Genomic DNA, 20236 nt, shown 5'->3' on the forward strand with positions numbered 1-20236 from the left:
TGCTGTGAGGTGCTTTTTCTCATCTCTGATCTTGTTTAAAACTCAATGGTGCGGCTTGGCTGGGTAAAGGAAGAAAAAACAGCCGTCACTTTTTCCAAAGCAAAGATCTGTGTGTTTCCATCTCCAGCCTTGTACATCTTCTGCAAAGATGGGTATGCTGCAAGCATGTGTTCCTGCGCTTCTATTCTTGGATCTTCTACCGCAGTTGCCGCCATACGCAGCCACTGTTCTCCGTCAAATGCGCAGATTTCTATTTTTGGATTCTCCATCATCTGTCTGGAAACGTCCTTGACCTTACCAGTCTGAATGGTCAAACGTCCATCAAACAGGTCTATCGTTCCAAAAGGGCGCACTCTTGCCTGACCATGGTCAACGGTTGCCAGATAATAGGTTCCGCATTTCTTTAAAAAATCATATACTTCCTTCATTTTCTCTGCCTCCCTGTTGTATATGGCAATTTTCCGCAGGTCGTTCACTGTCCAATGTCAGTTTCGCCTGCTCATTATTTTCATTATAGTATCTTTCTTGCACCTTTTCATTTCCAGAAGGTTTCAAAGATGTTAAAAATACACCTGCACATAATGCTGTAAAGGGAGCTACTGTCACCAGTCCAAAGGAACCAATGACGGTATGAATCATCTCTGCCGCTACATATTTATAGTTGAGGATGTTGATTAAAGGGGTTCCCTGCGCCATAAATACCATCAGCAGCGCAATATAGCCGCCGGAATATGCCAGCAGCAGCGTTGTCGTCATGGTACCCATCGCTGCACGGCCCACATTCATACCGGAATGAACGGCTTCTTTCCAACCGATCTCCGGTTTTTTCTCCACTACCTCACAAACAGCGGAGGTAATATCGACCGACAGATCCATCAGTGCGCCGGACGAACCGACAAAGATGGACGCCATAAAAATTCTCGTCAGATTCAGATCCTGGTATCCCGCATACAACAAACTTTCCGAGGAAGACATCACCGCACCATGGATTTTAAACAGGTCGGTAAAGATCGCTCCCAGAATGCAGGTGACAATTACACCCAAAATCGTGCCCGAAACTGCCGATGCACACCGGCGGTCAAATCCATAGACCAGGGAAATAATCAGCACACTCAGAATCAAGGTGAATACAACACCAATCCAAATCGGATTGTATCCCTTCAGATAAAGCGGGACCAGCAGCTTCCAGATTGCCAGAATCGTCAAAATAAAGCTCAATACTGCGCGCACGCCGGTTCTGCCTGCAAACAAAATCAAGAACAGTACAAAAATTGCACCCATCAAAAGCTCTGCGGGAATTCGGTTGTGGTCGATCATCGTCACCATCAAAATCTCGTCACCGTCATAGCTGACAACCACCTGTGCCTTGTCGCCAACTTCAAACAGCTTGTCCTGCTCCAGCGAACCGTTGAGCATATTGACGCCCTGCGTTGTCTGTCCCTTAAATTTACCGCTGAGAATCTCCAGCTCGCAGCGCTGCTCGCCGGAACGGACCAGTCCGGTGTCAATGATGGTGCTGTTGTCAACTTCCAGAACCTGTGCCACACACTGATCAGCCTCACGATAAATTTCCTGGTAGCCGGTCGGAATCAAACATAAAACGATGATAAACAGGATGCACACCCAAACCGGTGCATTGTACTGCAATTTTTCCTTTGTAAGCAGACCTTTCATAGAAGAACCCTTTCCCAATCATACAGAATCGCAAAAAAGCGGACAGAACTTCCATCCGCTTTTTTGCTTTATTTTTCAGAAACCTTCAGGAGATATCTTATTTGATGTCCATCAGATCAGCCAGTTTGTGGTAGATCTGAGTGTTGTCATAGTAACCGCCGAACTCATCCTGACCAACGCCCTTTGCAAATACTGCTACCGGCAGACCAGTGTGAGAGTAAGAGGTGAAGTCGATACCGGATTTGTTGTTGAGCAGGTGGGTGATGGTGACAGACAGTGGCTCATAGGTACCGTACAGTACATACTCTGCCTGATTTTCTTCGTCTGCTTTTTCGTCAGCCAGTGTCTTTGCATAAGCTTCCTTGAGCAGGCCGATTTCGTAGTCGGTCAGAACCAGTTTGTCATCCTCTGCACCGGACATCTTCAGACCGAACAGCTGTTCAACGTCTTTCATCATATCCTCGAAGGAAGTCTGGTTTTCTTTGTATTTTGTAACATAGTCGCTGTCAAATTTTGCGTAGGAGATTTTCTGGTTGGTCAGGTTGGTCAGATAGGTGTCGTAGTCGGTACCAGCATAACCAATGGTCAGACCACCGGTTTCATGGTCGCCGGTAACCAGGATCAGGGTTTCATCTGCATGATCTTTTGCAAATTCCAGTGCCTCGTCAACTGCATCTGCCAGAGCAAGCGTATCGTTGATTGCGGAACCTGCATCGTTTGCATGGCAAGCCCAGTCGATCTTACCGCCTTCAACCATCATGAAGAAGCCTTTGTCGTTGTCGGACAGTACTTCGATGCCCTTGTCTACATAGTCAGCCAGTGCCCATTCGCCATTTGCACGGTCATTTTCATAGGAGATGGAATCGCCGTCTGCCAGTTTTTCGCTGATGAGCAGAACCTTCTCATCTTTTGCGCTGATCTTTTCAGCTTCCGCCTGTGTGTTCACTACTTTGTAGCCAGCTTCTTCTGCTCTGTCGTACAGGCTTTCTTTGTCGCCGTCTGCACCATTTGGTTTGAGCAGAGCGCCGCCTGCAAAGTAATCGAAGTCGGAAGCAATCAGCTCTTCACCGATTTCATAGTAGTTGTTTCTGCTTGCCTGATGGCAGTAGAAAGCAGCTGGTGTTGCATGGTTTAAGTTTACCGAAGAAACAACGCCGATGTCGTAGCCCTCGTCTTTGAGCTGTTCAGCGATGGTTTCATATTTTACGGTCATGGTTTCATCCATGTTGATGGTACCGGAATAGGTCTTGTGACCGGTCGAGATGGAGGTTGCAGTGGATGCAGAGTCTGGGCAGAAGGAAGTGGAATCATAGGTAACTGCGGAACCTGCAACTGGGAAGTTCATAAAGTTCAGTGCTTTGTTTCCGTCGAGAATATCGTCGTTGTCGGTGTCAGCAACTGCACCCAGATAATCGGAAGCAGCCTGGAACTGTGGATAGCTCATACCGTCGCCGATGAACAGGAAAACATACTTTGGTTTTTTGCTTGTAGAATTTACAATGCCGGTGGACTGGGTCAGACCGGTGGTCAGTGCTGCAGATTTTGTATCAGTACCTGCCGCATAGGCACAGCTGAGCAGCATTGTGCCAGCCAAAGCTGCAGCTGCAACTTTGGAAAATACTTTCTTTGTGTTCATAAATACACTCTCCTCTTTTTGTTTGCTTTGATCTTGCTCCTATATCATAATTCATTCATGTAAAACTCACACCCTTTCTCCCGTAAAAGGTGTGTTAAACTATTTTCCATTGCATGAACAGATTGTAAAATGATATACTGAATCCAAAAATATGGTAAACACCACAGGAGAACATCTATGAAACTGACTGTACCATCCTTCTATTTTGATTTTCACTGCATCGCCTCCCGATGCACCGACAGCTGCTGCATCGGCTGGGAGATTGACATCGACCCAAGCACTGCTGCCTACTATCGACAGCGCGCACAGAAAAACGATTCCTTTGCCGCCCGCCTTGAGCAGAATATCGACTTTTCCCAGACACCTCACTTTCTCCTGACACCACAGGAACGCTGTCCCTTTTTGAATAAACAAAATCTCTGCGACCTGATCCTGCACCTCGGCGAGGAGCATCTGTGCGAAATCTGTGACCAGCATCCTCGCTTTCATGAATGGTTTGGAAGCTATAAGGAAAGCGGTCTCGGACTCTGCTGTGAAGAAGCAGTCCGATTGCTGATTTCGGACGCCTCTCCTCTGCACTTTGTGCAGACCGAGATTGAAGAAGCCCCTGATGATGCTCCCTTCGACCCACAGCTGCTGCAGCTTCTGCTTTTGCTGCGGGAGCGTTTCTTTGCTGTCCTTCAGGACCGTACAAAACCGCTTTCTCAGCGGTTTTGTACTCTCCTTTCTCTTGCAGAACAAGCGCAGGAAGCCATCGACTTTGGTGATACCGAAGCGCTCGAACAGCTGACCAAAGATTCCTCTGTTTCTCTCCCTGAACCGTCGAAGGAACAGCCTTCCGAAGTGCTCGATGCTATCCTTTCCTTTTTGCAGACGCTCGAACCTATCGACCCACTTTGGCCGCAGCGTCTGCAAACACTCCAAAATCAGCTGCCCAAACTTCTCAGCAAAAAGTATTCTCCTTCCCGTCCTCATGAGTATGAACATCTCTGCGTCTACCTTCTCTACCGCTACCTGCTCAAAGCGGCGCGCGACGGCGAACTTCTCTCCCGCGTCAAAGCTGCCGTCCTGTTTTCCCTGCTGGTGCTTGTGCTGGAAATGGAAACTGCCGCCGATTTTTCCCTTTCCCAGCAGATCATCAACATTAAAGCCCTCTCCAAGGAGCTGGAATACTCGGACGAAAATTGGGACGCCCTGCTGGAACAAAGTTGGAACTATCCCGCTTTCTCCTGCCAAAACCTGTGTTCTCTCGCTGCATCCCTCCTGTAAGCAATTAAAAAAGGACTGTCGTTTGACAGTCCTTTTTTAATTGCTTTTCTTTTTTATTCTGCCCAGCCCATGCTGCGCTCAACCGCCTTGTGCCATCCGTGCAGAAGCTGCTCTCTCTTTTGCTCCTGCATCTGCGAAACGAAGGTGACATCGCAGTTCCACAAACTGCGGATTTCCTCCTTGTCCTTCCAGACGCCGACCGCCAGTCCTGCCAGATAAGCTGCTCCCAGTGCCGTCGTCTCCCGAATCATCGGACGGCGCACCTCACAGTCAAGAATATCCGCCTGAAACTGCATCAGGAAGCGGTCACGGCTGGCGCCGCCGTCCACCTTCAGCTCCCGCATCTTCACGCCGGTGTCGCGCTCCATCGCCCGCACCAGATCATAGCTCTGGTATGCGATCGACTCCTGTGCCGCGCGGATAATATGTTCCCTGCGGGTACCTCTGGTGATGCCGATGATGCAGCCTCGGGCATACATATCCCAGTGCGGCGCACCAAGTCCCGTGAAGGCCGGCACCAGATACACGCCGCCGGTGTCCTCAACCTTCTGCGCATAGTACTCCGCATCCTTCGACTCGGTGATAAAGCGCATCTCATCGCGAATCCACTGGATGACCGCACCGCCCACAAAGACGCTGCCTTCCAGCGCATACTGCACCTTTCCGTTTAAGCCGATGGCGATGGTGGTGATCAACCCGTTTTCGCTCACACAAGGCTTTTCTCCCGTGTTCATCAGTAAAAAGCATCCGGTTCCGTATGTATTTTTCGCCTGACCTTCCTCAAAGCAGCACTGTCCAAACAGCGCTGCCTGCTGGTCGCCGGCAATGCCTGCAATCGGAATCTGTTCTCCCTGAATGGTGGTATAGCCGTAAATTTCGCTGCTGCTTTTCACCTGAGGAAGCATCGCCCGTGGAATGTCCAGCGCCTCCAACAGTTTTTCATCCCACTCCAATGTTCTGATGTTAAACAGCATGGTTCGCGAAGCGTTGGTCATGTCGGTAACATGTGCCTTTCCACCGGTCAGCTTCCAGATCAGCCAGCTGTCCACCGTACCAAACAGGATTTCTCCTCGTTTTGCCCGTTCTCTTGCACCTTCAACATGGTCAAGAATCCACGCAATTTTGGTCGCTGAAAAATAGGCATCCGGCACCAGTCCGGTGACTTCGCGGATATACTCTCCCAAACCCTGCTGTTTTAAACGATCGACGATGTCCGCTGTGCGGCGGCACTGCCAGACAATCGCATTGTAGATCGGCCGTCCGGTTTTTGCATCCCATAAAATCGTGGTTTCCCTTTGGTTGGTGATACCGATGCCCTTGATCTGTTTTATATCCACATTGCTCTGTGCGATGACCTCCATCATCACCGCATACTGGGAGGAATAGATCTCCATCGGGTCATGCTCGACCCAACCTTCCTTAGGATAATGCTGGGTAAACTCCTTCTGTGAGATTCCCACGATATTTTGCTGCCGGTCAAACAGGATGGCACGGGAACTGGTTGTTCCCTGATCCAATGCCAGAATGTACTCTTCCATGAAAAAACCCCCCTCGTTTTTAGGACAGCCTGTTAAATACAACGTTAAACCATGCGCCGGTGATGCCGTCCGCAATCAGCAGGACACCCATGATGCGCACCGTGACGACCAGCGCACCAAATGGATTAAAGATCAGCACTGCTCCCAGAACCGCGATGAGAATACCTGTCACCATTGCGCCAATCCACTTTGGATACGCATAGCGGCGCAGCATCCATGCGCGCTGTACCTTGGAAATGCCTTCGACCAGCACCAGAATACCCAGCACAATCGGCAGCAGCGCAAAGATACCGCCTGGATTCATCAGACAGAACAGTCCGATGCCCAATAAAAAGATACCCAGCACCAGCTCTCCGATAAAAAAGGCGGAAAGCTCCCTGTTCCGAAGGTAGGAAATCACCTTCATCAATCCATAGATCAGCGATAAAATGCCGATACCGTAAGTAATGACATCGATTGCCTGCGACGGAAAAAATACCAGTACTGCTCCCGCTACAATACCAACCAACGCCGCCAGATATTCACTTCCACCAAATTGAAGCTGTTTCATCGTTTGTTCTCCTTTTCTTTTTTATAGTTCAAACTGATATGCCTGTGCATTTGCCAGCAGGATGTCGGTCAGATTGTCCTCCTTTTTGGATCGTCCCGAATAGCTGCTCACCGGTGCAAAGACGCCGCCATGTGCTACCAGCAGCACACTGCCCTCTTTTCCTTTGAGGGTATCCAGAAAATCATAGACTCTTGCAAAAAATTGTTGGATATTTTCCGCCTTTTCATACTGGATGTTGGCTGTGTAGTCCCAGAACAGGCGGGAGTCAAACTGCGTCCAATCCATCCCCTGAAATTCGCCCATGTCCCGCTCGATCAGACGCTGTTCCAGATAGATCGGAATATTTCTTCCCTCACAGATAATGTTTGCTGTCTGCCGGGCACGCATCAGCGGCGAACAGTATGCACAATCAAACTGCTCGCCTTTGAGCAGTTCCCTGGTTTTTCTGGCCTGCTCCATTCCCGTTTCATTGAGCGGAATGTCCGCAAGTCCCTGCTGCTTTCCCTGCTTGTTCCAATCGGTCTGACCATGACGAACAAATGTCACTTTCATTCTTTCGGCTTCCCTTCCAAAATCAGATAAAAACAAACAGGCGCAGGTAACATGTTACCTGCGCCTGTTCTGTACAGAAAAAGACTGTTTTCTCTGTTACATTCCCGAACCTTTTTTGGTAAACGGCTTGCTTCCAATTCCCTTGGAATACGGCTTGCCGCCTCGACCTGCAAAAGCACGGTTGCGGTCCTGACGCTGGTTCTGTCTGCTGCGTGCCTGTTCCTTTGTACCGAAATCTCTTCCTGTATAGCGAGATCCCGATTCAAAGACAACGCGCTCCACCGCCGGTTTTTTACGGCGGACATTTTTGCCCAGGATGTCCTCATCCAGATCGCCCAGCACCTCAGGTGCACCGGTGGAGGTCTTGACTGCATTGCGCAGCATACCAATTTCTCCCGGACGCAGCTCACGCCATTTTCCTGGTGCCAGCATTCCCAGCTTCAGCGGTCCGATTGCTGTACGTTTGAGCCTTGCAACCTCCAGACCCACCGCTTCACACATCTTTCTGACCTGACGGTTTCTTCCTTCATAAATCACAATCTGCATAACCACTCTGCCTGGTTCCTTTTCCAGTACGGTGACATGTGCAGGACTTGTCTTTTTGCCGTCGATCACTACGCCGGTGGACAGTTGGATCACCTGTGCATCGGTGACATCAGGACGTACCGTAACACGGTAGGTCTTGGAAACATGGTGGCTTGGGTGCATGATGAGGTTTGCAAAGTCGCCGTCGTTGGTAAACAGCAGCATTCCTTCGCTGTCCTTGTCCAGTCGGCCGATCGGATAGACACGCTCCGGCACGTCCTCCACCAGCTCTGCCACACATTTTCTGCCCAGCTCGTCGCTCATGGTGGTCACATAGCCGCGCGGCTTGTGCAGCATGATGTAATATTTCTGGCTGCTCTTCTGAAAATATACTCTCTCGCCGTCGATGGTGACCACATCACGGTTGGGGTTGATCTTCTGACCCAGTACAGCAGGGCGGCCGTTAATTTTGATCTTGCCCTGTTCGATCCATTCCTCCGCCTTTCTGCGGGATACGATTCCCTGCTCGGAGAGGACTTTTTGAATTCTGGTACCTTTTTCCATTTGAAACTCCTCTTTAGAAAATAATTCTGTCGATAACTTCTGTCTTCTGGATGTAGTCTTATTGTAAGTCAAAGGGACAACGCTGTCAATCTTCTTTTCCAGATTCCCCTGCTATATTCTCATTGTACCATGCTTGTGGTTGTCTTACAAGCATCCGGCATAAAGCCATGCTTTCTCCCTTGAAAGAAAGTTGTAAATGTGTTAAACTGGATGCATGAAATCGCAGACAAAAACTGTACAAATCGTTGAATGTTCCCTTCTGGAGCCCAACACGATACTTTTCCCGAAAGGAGCCATGTTGCCTTGAAGATTCAGGAATCCGGCGAAAACTACCTTGAAACCATCCTTATTCTCGAACAGAAAAACGGCGTTGTCCGTTCGATTGATATTGCAAATGAACTTGAATTCTCCAAACCCAGCGTCAGCCGCGCCATGGGCATCCTCAAAACCGCAGGTCTGATTACCATGGATAAAAATAATTTCATCCTGCTCACCGAGCAGGGACGTCAGAAGGCAGAGGCCGTCTATGAGCGTCACTGTCTGCTCAGCCGTTTTCTGGAGGAGGTTCTGGGGGTCAGCCGTGAAAATGCGTCCGCAGATGCCTGCCGCATTGAGCACGTCATCAGCAATGAGACCTTTGAAAAGATCAAATCCTCCCTTCGCCTGCACGATTCGCAACAGGAAGCAGAATGATGAACAACTTTCTTTGTCAAACCAAGCGGCTCCAACAAATTGTTGAGCCGCTTTTGTTATGGTATCACCAAAATAAACGCGACCTTCCCTGGCGCCAGCAGGTATCTCCCTACCGTGTGTGGGTTTCCGAGATCATGCTGCAGCAGACCCGCGTCGAAGCGGTCAAACCCTATTTTGAACGCTTTATGCAGGAGCTGCCCGACGTCCGCGCGCTGGCAGACTGTCCCGAGGATCGGCTGCTCAAGCTCTGGGAAGGGCTGGGCTATTATAGCCGCGCACGCAATCTGCAAAAGGCTGCCCGCGTGCTGGTTGAGCAGTATGACGCAAAACTTCCCGCAAACTTTGAGCAGCTTCGCGCTCTGCCAGGTATCGGCGATTATACCGCCGGCGCCATCGCCTCCATCGCCTTCGATCTGCCGGTGCCCGCCGTCGACGGCAATGTGCTGCGGGTGCTCACCCGTGTGCTCTGCTGCTCCGACGACATCTCGCTGGAAGCAACCAAACAGCAGTTTCGTTCCCTCCTTGCTCAAGTGGAACCTTCGCACGGTGCCGGCGCTTTTAATCAGTCGCTGATGGAACTGGGCGCCACCGTCTGCCTGCCAAACTCTCCGCCTCAGTGCCTTGTGTGCCCGCTGCAAACGCTCTGCCTTGCAAATCAAAAAGGAACCCAGACCGATTTTCCGGTCAAGGCTCCCAAAAAAGCCCGCCGCATCGAACAGCGGACCTTGTTTATCTTTTCCTGCGACATCGACGGCAAAAGCTATACCCTCCTGCACCGCCGTCCTTCCAAAGGAGTGCTGCGCGGACTGTGGGAATTTCCTTCTGTCGAAGGCTGCCTTAACTGTGACGACGCCTTTTCGGCGGCATGCAGCCTTGCCGATGAGCTTGGCATCTTTGCGCTGAAAATTCAGCCGGCACCATCCTCCCGCCATATTTTCACCCACATCGAGTGGCAGATGTCCGCCTGGGAGATCACCGCACATGCAAGCGATTTTGCTCCGCTGTCCAGACAGCTTCTCGACGACTATCGCCTGGTCGAAATCGCCTGTCTCTCCCACGATCATCCCACCTCCGATGTCGCTCTTCCTTCCGCTTTTGCTCCCTGGCGGGAAATGCTGCTTTCCACTTTTTAATGTGATCTTGTTAAAAATTCTTCTGTGTGTAAAAAAAGAGGAGTGTGTCCTGTGACAAAATCCCGACATCTTGCCGCGATTCGCGCGGCCTTTCCGCTCACCGTTCCGGTGCTGTGCGGCTATTTTTTTACCGGCATGGCCTTTGGGCTTCTAATGTACAGCGGCGGCTATCCCTGGTACTGGGCTGCTCTGTGCAGCGTGTGCATCTATGCCGGTTCGATGCAGTTTGTTGCCGTCAATTTTTTTGCCGGCGGCTTTCACCTGCTTCAGGTTGCCCTCATGACCCTCGCAGTCAATATCCGCCACATGTTCTATGGCATCTCGTTTATTGACCGCTTTGCTGCCATGGGCAAAAAGAAACTTTATATGATTTTTTCTCTCACCGATGAAACCTATTCCCTCCTGTGTTCCGCCAAGGTTCCACAGGGTGTGGACGAGCATGCCTTCCTGTTCTGGATTGCCCTGCTTGACCAGCTCTATTGGATTGCAGGCACTCTGGCAGGATGTATCGCCGGCGCGCTCATTCCTTTTGATACCACCGGCATCGACTTTGCGATGACGGCTCTGTTTACCGTCATTCTGGTCGAGCAGATGGAGGACAAAAATAATCGCCTGCCCGCTCTGCTCGGTGCAGCTGCAGCCCTCGTCGGACTGCTTGTTTTTGGCGCCGACAGCTTTTTGATTCCGTCCCTTCTTGCGGCCACTGTGCTTTTATTGCTGTGCCGTTCCCGTCTGCACAAGGGAGGTGAGCGCTGATGACTTCCCCTGTTTCCACCTTTGGAGCGCTGGCAATTATCGCTGTTACCGCCCTGTGTACCTTTGTCACCCGCGCCGTTCCCTTTGCCTTTTTCGGCGGCAAAAAGGGTTCTCCTGCCTGGATCACCTACCTCGGTCAGGTGCTTCCGCCGGCAATTATCGCTATTCTGGTCGTCTATTGTCTGCGCGGCATCACTCCGACCTCCTATCCTTTCGGTATCCCTGAACTGGTGTCGGTCGCGGTTGCTGCCGTACTGCAAAAATATAAACACAACAATCTCCTGAGCATCTTATGTTCGACGGTACTGTATATGTTTTTGGTACAGACCGTCTTTCATTCATAAACTCTCACCGCTTTGAAAGGAGTACAACCATGAGCGATATCAAGGTAATCATCCTGATTGAAAACGAACGCGGGCAAAACTGTACCGCCTCCATGTCCAACGAACATGGCCTGTCCATGCTGATCGAAACCGGTTCGACCCGCATCCTGATGGACACCGGTGCAACCGGCGCCTTTCTGGAGAATGCACAGATGCTGCATACCGATCTTTCCCATCTGACAGCGATCGTTTTCTCCCACAACCATTATGACCACACCGGCGGCATCCTTCGCCTGCTGGAATCTTCTCCCGATGCTCCTATTTATCTGCGCGAAGAAACCAAACGCCGCTTCTATCGCAAAAAAGACGGCGTCTTTACCTACCACGGAGAACCTCAGGATGTCTTTCTTACCTCCAAACCAAATTTCCACTTTCTGACCTCGGATCAGGACTGTGTGGAAATCGCACCCAACTGCTTTGTGCTCAATAACCACCTGCACCGCGAAGAATTTTTCTGCCATGACCGTCAGCGCTTCTATTATCAGCAGGGCGACTTCAAGGTCAACGACGATTTCTGTCACGAGCAGTTTCTGCTCATCCGTGACCCAGAGGGAGATGTCATTTTCACCTCCTGCAGCCACAACGGCATTGTCAACATCGTCGATACCGTGCTGGAGCTCTTCCCGCAGGACACTATCCGCGCTGTCGTCGGAGGTTTTCACCTCAAGGCACACCGTCCCAATGCACAGGGAGAGATGGTGGAAACCATCAACTGCTCCCCAGAATTTGCTCATCAGACAGCACAGGTGCTTGCGCAGAAGGTCCGCGACCATGTCTATACCTGCCACTGCACCGGAGAGGTCGGCTGCGCTACCCTTGCTGAGGTACTCGGCGATAAAATCAGCTATGTCCGCACCGGCGATGTCCTTCATTTATAAAGAAAAGATTTGCAGATACCTAAAACAAAAACCCGTGCTTTACAGCACGGGTTTTTCTGTTAGCTATTTTCTTTTTCCAGCTTTAAAAGTTTTTCCTTGATCCAAAGTCCGCCGCCAAAGCCCACCAACCTGCCGTCGGCTCCGATGACCCGATGGCAGGGAACAATAATGGAAATTGGATTGCGATGGTTTGCCATACCGACAGCGCGGCTGGCCTTCGGATTGCCCACCGCAGCCGCAATCTGTCCGTAGCTTCTAGTTTCTCCATAAGGAATGTCACGCAGTGCCGCCCAAACTTTCTTTTGGAATTCGGTTCCCTTCGGTGCAAGCGGCAGGTTAAAAACCTTCCGCTCTCCGGCAAAGTACTCATCCAGCTGTCGCTCTGCCTTCTCCAATACTTCTTTAGCTTGCAAGGGCAGTTCCTCAGCCTGCTCTTCTATGCCGGCAGGAATTTCCCGCTCAAAGGCGACGCGCACCAGAGCACCATCCTCCTCCCCCAGCATCAGTCTTCCGATCGGTGAATGCATCACTTTTCTGTGCATGAACTCTCCTCCTCTAACATCCGATGCCGAACAGTTTCCAGCAGAAGGAGAAGGGCTCCGATTTCAGACGGTCTTTTTCCAGACAGTCCGGTCCGCAGCTTGCCGTACCCAGACCGGTGTGACGGTAATCCAGCATCAGAGTGACCTCATCCTCCTTGACCAGCTGGGCACTGTGGGTCGCCTGGGTCAGCTGTTCAGGGCTAAAGTACAGAGCGCTGAAACTCAGCGACTGCTGTGCCGCTACGCACAAAGCCGCTCCGCTCTCCCGCTGCACCATCAGCCAACGGGTATCTATATGGCTGCCGTTTTCCTGCGGTGTCACATAAGGAAAGTAGTTTTCCTCCACACTGCGGCGGAAGATGCCTTTTGCCATTCCTTCTTTGCTGTCAGCATAGCTTTCCTCCGGTCCGCGTCCGTACCAGCACAGCTGGCTGCATCCGCCGTCCAGCGCAAAGCGCAGTCCGATGCGCGGCAAACTTTCCGGCAGCTTTCCGGTCGGTGTGCCCGAAAGCTCGATGGTCACCTCACCGTTTGGACAAACAGTGTAGGTCGTCTGATACAAAATCTTCCACTCGCGGTTAAACGGTGCACAGATCTGGCTGCACTTGATGACCACCTTGTCAGACTGCTCATTAACCTCGACGCTGCGCACCACATTGGAAGCTGTGTAAACCAGCTCTTCCTCCCACATCGGCTTGGTGTTGCGGTCGTTGTCGATCGGTGCGCGCCACAGATACATCGGCGCTCCTTTGACGATCAGCGCCTCTCCGCCGACCTGGTAGCTGCTGATGACGCCGCGCACACGGTCAAATTCCAGCTGGAACTGCTCATTTTGAATCTCAATCTTTCCGCCCTTTTCGCAGACAACCAGCTCCTTTGCCTCCTCTATTGGCTGTTCCGGCAGCACGAAGGAAGGCTGCTCCACCAGCATCTGCTGGAAAAAGGCGCAGGCACTGTGGTCGTTCCATGCAAGATCGCGGGTGTCATAAAACCAGACGCTCAGCAGATACTCCTTGCTGTCCTGCGGCAGTACCAGCTCTCCAGGCAGCAAAATCTGCACCGACTGCGTTTCTCCTGCACAGATTTTTCCCAGTGCTACCTCTTTGTGCAGCAGTACCTCCTCGCTCGATGAGGTCACCTCCACCTCACAGCGCAGATGGGACAGGTCGATAAAGTCGTATCTGTTTTCTACACGGATGCAGCCGGTCTGCATGTCAAACCCATGAACGCGCACCGGTTCGAGCATCTTTTTCAGCTGCTTTAAGCCTGGAGTCGGACGGCGGTCGGCCTGTACCAGACCGTCGCAGCAGAAGGAACCGCTGTTGGGACGATCACCAAAGTCGCCGCCGTAGGCAAATCCACCCTCCGGCAGACGAATCCCGTGTTCCACCCATTCCCAGACAAAACCGCCCTGTAAACGCGGATAGCGGTCGATGATCTCCCAGTACTCCGCCAGTCCGCCAGGACCGTTGCCCATCGCATGGGCATACTCGCACAGAACGTGTGGCTTTGTCAGCAGCTCATCGCGGCCGAGCATCTCCAGCGCATGATGACGAGTGTACATGGTGGAATATACATCTGCAATCGAAGCGTCCCTGTCCTCCTCGTAGTGGATCAGACGGGTCGGGTCGTAGCTCTTGATCCACTTTCCGCAGACCACAAAGTTGGAGCCAAAACCCGACTCATTGCCCAGCGACCAAAACAAAACGCACGGATGGTTCTTGTCTCGGCGCACCATCCGCTGTGCACGGTCGAGATAGGACGCCTCCCAGCGGGTGTCCTCACTCAGCTTGCTCAACCGGCCTGTGTACATCATCTGGTGGGTCTCGATGTCCGTTTCCTCCATGACATACAGTCCCAGCTCGTCGCACAGATCCAAAAATGCCTTGTTCGGCGGATAGTGAGAGGTGCGAACTGCGCTGATATTGTTCTGCTTCATCATGAACAGGTCGCGGCGCATATCCTCCACGGTGACACAGCGGCCGGTATCCTGATTCCAGTCATGGCGGTTGACACCCTTGAGTTTCAGCGGCTTGCCGTTGACATAGAATAAACCGCCTCTGCGCTCAATGGTGCGGAAGCCCACCTTCTGCGGATAGACCTCGATCACCTCGCCCTGTTGGTTGGATAACGTTATGTATAGATCATATAGCTTCGGAGATTCCGCCGACCACGGCAGAACCTTTGCAAAATCCGCCTGCATTGTTTTGACAACTCCGCCGTTTTCTGTAACCTCTGTCTTGCACTCTTGCTCCCAGATTTTTTCCTCGCCGTCAAACAGCTGGGCAGACAGACAAATTTCCTGTGCTTCTTCTCCGTGGTTTTCGATTTCAGCTGTCAGTGTAAAGACACCTGCGCCGCTTTCCTCTTTATAGTCGCTGACCACACGGTAGTCGCTCAGATGGACCTTCGGGCGCTCAATCAAGCTGACGTCGCGCACAATGCCCGACATCTTCCACATATCCTGATTTTCCAGATAGCTGCCGTCGCAGAACTTGTACACCTTGACTGCCAACAGGTTTTCTCCCTGCTGAAGGCTGTCGGTCACGTCAAATTCTGCCGTCAGATGCGAGCCCTGGCTGTATCCGACAAAATTACCGTTGAGCCAGACATGATAAGCACTCTCCACGCCGTCAAACCGCAGCAGATATTCTCTGTTTTGCTGCTTTTCTACTGCAAAACGGTAGCGATAGGCGCCGGTCGGATTGTCCGCCGGCAGCTGTGGTGTATCTAAAATGGGATAAATGCTGATGTCGTCGGTGTAATGCGGCTTGCCAAATCCATTGAGCTGCCACAGTCCTGGCACCGGCATCGTTCTCCACTTTTGATCGTCGAATTGTGGAAAGATCCACTGGTCGTCGCTGTCAAACGGGCTGTCAAATCCCTGAAAATTCCATTCCCCGTTTAGTGAGCGGCTGCGTTCCCCTGTTTTTTTCTTTGCCTGCTCCACACTGGCATATCCGCAGACAAACGGCCTTGTGTTCAACCTGTTTCTCTGCAGCACCTCCAGATTGTTCCAATCTGCATCGGTATAGGTATAAACCTTGTGCATTCTTCTTCCCCCTTCTGTTTGTCTTTATTTTTGCTCTTCTTCAAACAGCAGCTCAGCCTCTGGGCTGTTGCTTCCTTTTTTCTTTGGCAGTTTCAGTTCGGTCATCAAAATAGAAATCAAGATAATGACTCCGCCCAGCACCATGTTGACCGTCAGTTTATCATAGCCGAGCGCCACCGAAAAGATCGTTCCGAACAAAGATTCCGTTGCCAGAATAATGGCTGCCTTTGCCGAATCGACATGCTGCTGTGCCGTCGTCTGCAAAAAGTAGCACAGACAGGTGCTGAATACACCCAGATAAATAACCGCTCCCATTCCTTTTGGAGAGGCAAACGCCGAAAAATTGCGGTCGGTCAGCATAAATACAAGAAATCCCAGCACCGTAGCCACTGCAAACTGTAAAAAGACGACCACCTTTGCATCCATCTGCTTTGCCAGAACACCGGTCGCAATAATCTGGCAGGCAAATAAAAACGCACACAAGAGGGTCAGCAGATCGCCTGCACGCAGCGACAATCCCTGCGAGAAATTAAAGGACAAAATACCAATTCCCAGCAGACATAAAAAGGAAGAAACAAACACCTTAACCCCAGGACGTTTTTTACTGATGATCCACCACAAGAACGGAACCATCACCACATTGGACGCTGTAATAAACGCATTGTTGGAAGGGGTTGTATACTGCAGTCCCACCGTCTGCACATAGAATGCCAGAAACAAAAACAGGCCGATCATAATACCACCTTTGAGATGCTCTTTTTTCATGTTCTGGCGCAAGTCCTTGTAAAACACCACACCGACGATGATGGTTGCAACCGCAAAACGGACAAAAATAATAAAGGCCGAGCTTAAATGTGCATCCAATGCAAGCTGGGAACCGATAAATCCCGATCCCCAAATCATTGCCACCAACAACAGCGACAGATTGCTCAACAGTTCCATTCGATTCTTTTCCATTTTAAACTCCAAATCCTTCCTGATAGAAAATCTTTTCGGGGATAGCTATACTGATTTCGATGAAAAAATTTCATTTTCGACGTATTTTTTGCCACATCTGATTTTTCTATAAAATTTTTGTATTTTGCACCCCATTTTATAATGGTATCACAGCCTGTGATGCTTCGCAATAGTTTTTCCTCTTTTCCCAAACGATTTTTTATTTCTATGTAAACAAAAATAAGCTATGTTATCTAAAAACATTAAAAATTTTGCTTCGAGATTATGTTGTTGAGAAAATAATTCCTGTGTCGCTCTAAAAATATCTCCCGCATGTTTTGCTCCTTATTTATGTTGTAGATCGTTTTCATTCTCGTGAGTGTTCTATTATTTGCATACAATACTATATAATAAAGCTCGACTATACACTTCTAATTTTTTCATTTATAAACCTTTTCCTTTATTTTTGCGCTTTTCTTTTTATGATCGCAAAAGAAAATCTCTTTAATTATTCTTTATTGTGCATATTTTTTCACTTGAATTTTTAATATAATTGGTTTATATGATAATTTTGTATAATATCTTTATAAAAATTGCAAGAATAACTGACGGATTACCAAAAATATTCCTCATAATTTTAACAATTTCATAGAATATTCATAATTGCACTTTAACTTATTGAAATTTAAATTTCATGGCTGTATAATATTTGTAGCAAAACCAGCGGATGTGACTGGTCTCATCCACTGGCAATTTGAGGGGATCCTCAAAAAACAAACTATTCTTTTAAAGGGGTGTTCTTATGTTAAGCTTACTTGGCGTAGTTGTTGTCATCATCGGTTTTGCGCTGAAGCTTGAGCCTATCGCAATCATCTTTGTATCAGCCATCGTAACCGCAATTTGTGGTGGCATCAATGTCGTCGACCTTCTGACCACCGTCGGCAGCACCTTTGTTGCCAACCGTAACCAGTTGATCACCATCATCTTGATGATCCTGACCGGTACTCTGGAAAGAAACGGTCTGAAAGAAGCTGGTGCTGAACTGATTAAAAAGGCAAAAGGCCTGACAACCGGTATGCTGATCGCTATCTGGGGCGTTCTCGACCAGATCTTCATCATCTTCAAAATTCCGATCGGCGGTATTCCTTCCTACGTTCGTCCAATTCTGATGCCTATGACCTTGGGTATCGTTGAGGCAAAAGGCTATGAGGTTGCTCCAGAACACGAAGAAACCATCAAAGCTCTGTATGGTAAAGATTACAACATGTCCAACTTCTTTGGTCAGTGCTTGTTCGCTGCCAACTCCTCTGTCCTTCTGATCCAGTCCACTCTGGCTACCGTTGGCGTTGAGGTTGACGTAATGCAGATCGTTAAGGTTCAGATTCCAATCGCTCTGTTCGCAATGTTTGTCAACGCTGCACAGACTCTGATTGTCGATGGCCGTATGGTCAAGAAGTGCTATCCAGACGGCCTGAAAACAGCCAAGAACAAATAAGCGGTAGAAGGAGGAAAAAACAATGTTATCTTATTTTATGAGTCCAGAGCTGACCATCTCTGATAAACTGGTACAGGTTATGTACCTTCTCTCCGGCTTTTTCTCCATGTACTGCGGTGTCCGCGCATGGCAGAAAAAGGATAATGACGCTTATATCTGGACCGGCCTGTTCTGGTTCGCTCTTGGTATCGTCGTTGCATTTGGTCAGTGGCTGCCATCTATCGTCAGCGGTATCATCGTAGCCATTATTTGTATCCCTGCTGCACTCCGCAAAGTTAAACGCGGCAACCTGCAGTCCGCTTCCAAGGCAGAACAGCAGAGAAACTTCAAGAAGATCGGTATGAAAATCTTTATCCCTGCATTCGGTGCCGGCTTCTTCTCGATCATCATCTCCGTATTCCTCAAAGGCTGGAGCTCGCTGCTCGGTTCTTTGTTTGCAACCATCGTCGGTGTTATCCTGCTGGTTATCTGGAACCGCGAGAACAAACCAATGACCTTCCTGGAAGAGGGTCGCCGCTTCCTGGATATGTCCAGCGCTGTATTTATCATGCCTCTGCTGCTCTCCTGTCTGGGTGCCGTATTTACACAGGCTGGTGTTGGTGATGCATTCGCTACCGTATTCGGTAAGATCATCCCACAGGGCAACGTATACATCGGTATCATCGCATACGCAGTTGGTATGGCACTGTTCACCATCATCATGGGCAACGCATTTGCTGCTATCACTGTACTGACCGTCGGCGTCGGCGTTCCATTCGTAATCAACCTTGGTGCAGATCCTCTGTACATGGTTACCATCGCAATGACCTGTGGTTACTGCGGTACCCTGCTGACTCCAATGGCTGCAAACTTCAACATCGTACCTGGTGTATACCTCGAGGTTAAGGATAAATACTCCATCATCAAGATGCAGGCGATTCCTTCCCTCATCATGCTGGTATTCCAGATCGCTTACATGTGCATCATTGCATCCCGTACAGTATAATCATTATTATTAAAATCATAAGGGGCTGGTTCTGCCGGCCCCTTATTCGGTTTTCTCAGATTTTTTAGATAAGAAAGGTTTTGATCTTTTCCATGTCCTCCAAACTCCAAAAGGGTGCCGACATTGTTATTCGACGTTGGTGTCAGGTTAAGCGCGGAGAAAAACTGCTGATTATCACAGACCATTCTCATCTCAAAGAATGTGCTGCTCTGCAAAAGTCAGCAGAAATTATGGGCGCTTTCGTCATCACACTGGTCATCCCTGAAGACTGTACACAGGCAGGCACTCTGTTCGACTCCATGATCGAATTTTTCCTGAGCAACGATGTTATCATCGGTGCAACCAACTATTCCCTCATCACTACCCGTGCGGTTCGTGAGGTTCTTTCTCACGGAAGCCGCTACCTGTCGCTTCCGCTTTCGACCAACAATACCCGTTCCATGCTGACCTTCGATTTTATGCAGATGGACCCGAATATTTCCGAACAGCTCGCTTCCAGCATGATTGAGGCACTCAATCAGAGCGACGACATCCGCGTCACCACCCCTAAAGGCACCAATCTTACCTTCGGAAAAAAAGGCAGGACTGCCGGTTTGTTCAATGGCATGGCTGCAAAGCCAGGTCAGGTCGGCTCCTCCAGCTTTGAAATATACATTGGCATCGAAGAAACAAAAACCAATGGACATGCTGTGCTGGATGGCTCCATGGGATATGTCGGACATCCACCGGAACCAATCAACCTCACCTTCTGCGACGGCAGACTGATCGACATTGAAAAAAATGAAATTGGCCTGTTCCTCCAGGATTATATGGAGCGTTTTAATGACCCAGGTATCTTTGTTGCGGGAGAATTTGGCATCGGCCTCAATCAGCGTTCCAACTGTGTTGGCAACTGCTACATTGAAGATGAATCCACTTATGGCACCTTCCATATCGGTATGGGTCGAAATCTTGCTCTGGGCGGCTGCCATGATGCTGCCGGTCACTTCGACCTTGTGTTCAATGAACCGACCATCTATGTAGGAAACCGAATTATCATGAAGGATGGCCGCGCCATCTGCTGATGCTCCCTTTT

At 49.9% G+C, this 20236-nt stretch carries 18 protein-coding genes and 1 pseudogene; 9 read left to right on the forward strand and 10 right to left on the reverse strand.

Features of this window, described 5'->3' with window-relative positions:
* Nucleotides 1–35: 35 nt before the first annotated feature.
* The 3 genes from Q0L39_RS04335 to Q0L39_RS04345 all read right to left on the reverse strand — a co-directional run bounded on the left by Q0L39_RS04335 (nt 36) and on the right by Q0L39_RS04345 (nt 3310).
* Nucleotides 36–428 (reverse strand): pyridoxamine 5'-phosphate oxidase family protein, encoded by a 393-nt coding sequence (locus tag Q0L39_RS04335; RefSeq protein ID WP_296627109.1) that lies wholly within the window; start codon nt 426–428, stop codon nt 36–38.
* Nucleotides 412–1674, reverse strand: a complete 1263-nt coding sequence (locus Q0L39_RS04340) for a YibE/F family protein (protein WP_296627110.1) — start codon at nt 1672–1674, stop codon at nt 412–414. Before Q0L39_RS04340 ends, Q0L39_RS04335 begins: the two co-directional genes overlap by 17 nt.
* 97 nt (nt 1675–1771) lie before the next feature.
* Nucleotides 1772–3310 carry an alkaline phosphatase gene (locus Q0L39_RS04345; RefSeq protein ID WP_296627111.1) on the reverse strand — a complete coding sequence of 513 codons (1539 nt, stop codon included), beginning with the start codon at nt 3308–3310 and terminating at the stop codon, nt 1772–1774.
* A 177-nt stretch (nt 3311–3487) separates the two neighbouring features.
* Here Q0L39_RS04345 and fliB point away from each other — a divergent pair, with 177 nt between their 5' ends.
* Nucleotides 3488–4579: a flagellin lysine-N-methylase gene (fliB, locus tag Q0L39_RS04350; protein ID WP_296627112.1), complete on the forward strand. Its 1092-nt coding sequence runs from the start codon at nt 3488–3490 to the stop codon at nt 4577–4579.
* A gap of 53 nt (nt 4580–4632) precedes the next feature.
* On the opposite strand, the gene glpK is transcribed toward fliB, so the two are convergent.
* The 4 genes and pseudogenes from glpK to Q0L39_RS04370 form a co-directional block, all read right to left on the reverse strand.
* Complete coding sequence (glpK, locus tag Q0L39_RS04355; RefSeq protein ID WP_296627113.1) at nt 4633–6117, reverse strand: glycerol kinase GlpK; 1485 nt, start codon at nt 6115–6117, stop codon at nt 4633–4635.
* A gap of 19 nt (nt 6118–6136) precedes the next feature.
* Nucleotides 6137–6667 (reverse strand): DUF308 domain-containing protein, encoded by a 531-nt coding sequence (locus tag Q0L39_RS04360; RefSeq protein WP_296627114.1) that lies wholly within the window; start codon nt 6665–6667, stop codon nt 6137–6139.
* 21 nt (nt 6668–6688) lie between these two features.
* A complete protein-coding gene (locus Q0L39_RS04365) occupies nt 6689–7219 on the reverse strand; it encodes a histidine phosphatase family protein (protein ID WP_296627115.1) in 531 nt (176 codons plus the stop codon).
* A gap of 366 nt (nt 7220–7585) precedes the next feature.
* Nucleotides 7586–8308: pseudogene (locus Q0L39_RS04370) on the reverse strand (pseudouridine synthase); the annotation flags it as partial.
* A gap of 303 nt (nt 8309–8611) precedes the next feature.
* On the opposite strand from Q0L39_RS04370, the gene Q0L39_RS04375 reads away from it, so the two are divergent.
* From Q0L39_RS04375 to Q0L39_RS04395, 5 genes are read left to right on the forward strand one after another with little or no spacing between them, the layout of a single operon-like run.
* The gene (locus tag Q0L39_RS04375; protein WP_296627116.1) at nt 8612–9001 is read left to right on the forward strand and encodes a metal-dependent transcriptional regulator; all 390 of its coding nucleotides are present in this window, start codon (nt 8612–8614) and stop codon (nt 8999–9001) included.
* Entirely contained in the window at nt 9001–10134 is a 1134-nt protein-coding gene (mutY, locus tag Q0L39_RS04380) for an A/G-specific adenine glycosylase (protein ID WP_296627117.1), read from the forward strand. The genes Q0L39_RS04375 and mutY overlap by 1 nt, the downstream gene beginning before the upstream one ends.
* A 51-nt stretch (nt 10135–10185) precedes the next feature.
* A complete protein-coding gene (locus Q0L39_RS04385) occupies nt 10186–10890 on the forward strand; it encodes an AzlC family ABC transporter permease (RefSeq protein WP_296627118.1) in 705 nt (234 codons plus the stop codon).
* Nucleotides 10890–11234 carry an AzlD domain-containing protein gene (locus Q0L39_RS04390; RefSeq protein WP_296627119.1) on the forward strand — a complete coding sequence of 115 codons (345 nt, stop codon included), beginning with the start codon at nt 10890–10892 and terminating at the stop codon, nt 11232–11234. The genes Q0L39_RS04385 and Q0L39_RS04390 overlap by 1 nt, the downstream gene beginning before the upstream one ends.
* A gap of 29 nt (nt 11235–11263) precedes the next feature.
* On the forward strand, nt 11264–12151 hold the full coding sequence (locus Q0L39_RS04395) for an MBL fold metallo-hydrolase (RefSeq protein ID WP_296627120.1): 888 nt from the start codon (nt 11264–11266) through the stop codon (nt 12149–12151).
* Nucleotides 12152–12210: 59 nt separating this feature from the next.
* Here Q0L39_RS04395 and Q0L39_RS04400 read toward each other — a convergent pair whose 3' ends face one another.
* From Q0L39_RS04400 to Q0L39_RS04410, 3 genes are read right to left on the reverse strand one after another with little or no spacing between them, the layout of a single operon-like run.
* Nucleotides 12211–12693: a methylated-DNA--[protein]-cysteine S-methyltransferase gene (locus Q0L39_RS04400; protein ID WP_296627121.1), complete on the reverse strand. Its 483-nt coding sequence runs from the start codon at nt 12691–12693 to the stop codon at nt 12211–12213.
* Nucleotides 12694–12706: 13 nt separating this feature from the next.
* Nucleotides 12707–15745 (reverse strand): glycoside hydrolase family 2 TIM barrel-domain containing protein, encoded by a 3039-nt coding sequence (locus tag Q0L39_RS04405; protein WP_296627122.1) that lies wholly within the window; start codon nt 15743–15745, stop codon nt 12707–12709.
* Nucleotides 15746–15769: 24 nt separating this feature from the next.
* Entirely contained in the window at nt 15770–16702 is a 933-nt protein-coding gene (locus Q0L39_RS04410) for a DMT family transporter (protein WP_296627123.1), read from the reverse strand.
* Nucleotides 16703–17483: 781 nt separating this feature from the next.
* On the opposite strand from Q0L39_RS04410, the gene Q0L39_RS04415 reads away from it, so the two are divergent.
* The 3 genes from Q0L39_RS04415 to Q0L39_RS04425 all read left to right on the forward strand — a co-directional run bounded on the left by Q0L39_RS04415 (nt 17484) and on the right by Q0L39_RS04425 (nt 20225).
* Nucleotides 17484–18176: a DUF969 family protein gene (locus tag Q0L39_RS04415; RefSeq protein ID WP_296627124.1), complete on the forward strand. Its 693-nt coding sequence runs from the start codon at nt 17484–17486 to the stop codon at nt 18174–18176.
* Between the two features lie 22 nt (nt 18177–18198).
* Nucleotides 18199–19161, forward strand: coding sequence for a DUF979 domain-containing protein (locus Q0L39_RS04420; RefSeq protein ID WP_296627125.1), 963 nt, complete (start codon nt 18199–18201; stop codon nt 19159–19161).
* Nucleotides 19162–19253: 92 nt separating this feature from the next.
* Complete coding sequence (locus tag Q0L39_RS04425; protein ID WP_296627126.1) at nt 19254–20225, forward strand: peptidase; 972 nt, start codon at nt 19254–19256, stop codon at nt 20223–20225.
* Nucleotides 20226–20236: the final 11 nt, after the last annotated feature.

Source organism: uncultured Negativibacillus sp. (genome assembly GCF_944388365.1).
In the GTDB taxonomy this organism is placed as follows: Bacteria; Bacillota; Clostridia; order Oscillospirales; family Ruminococcaceae; genus Negativibacillus.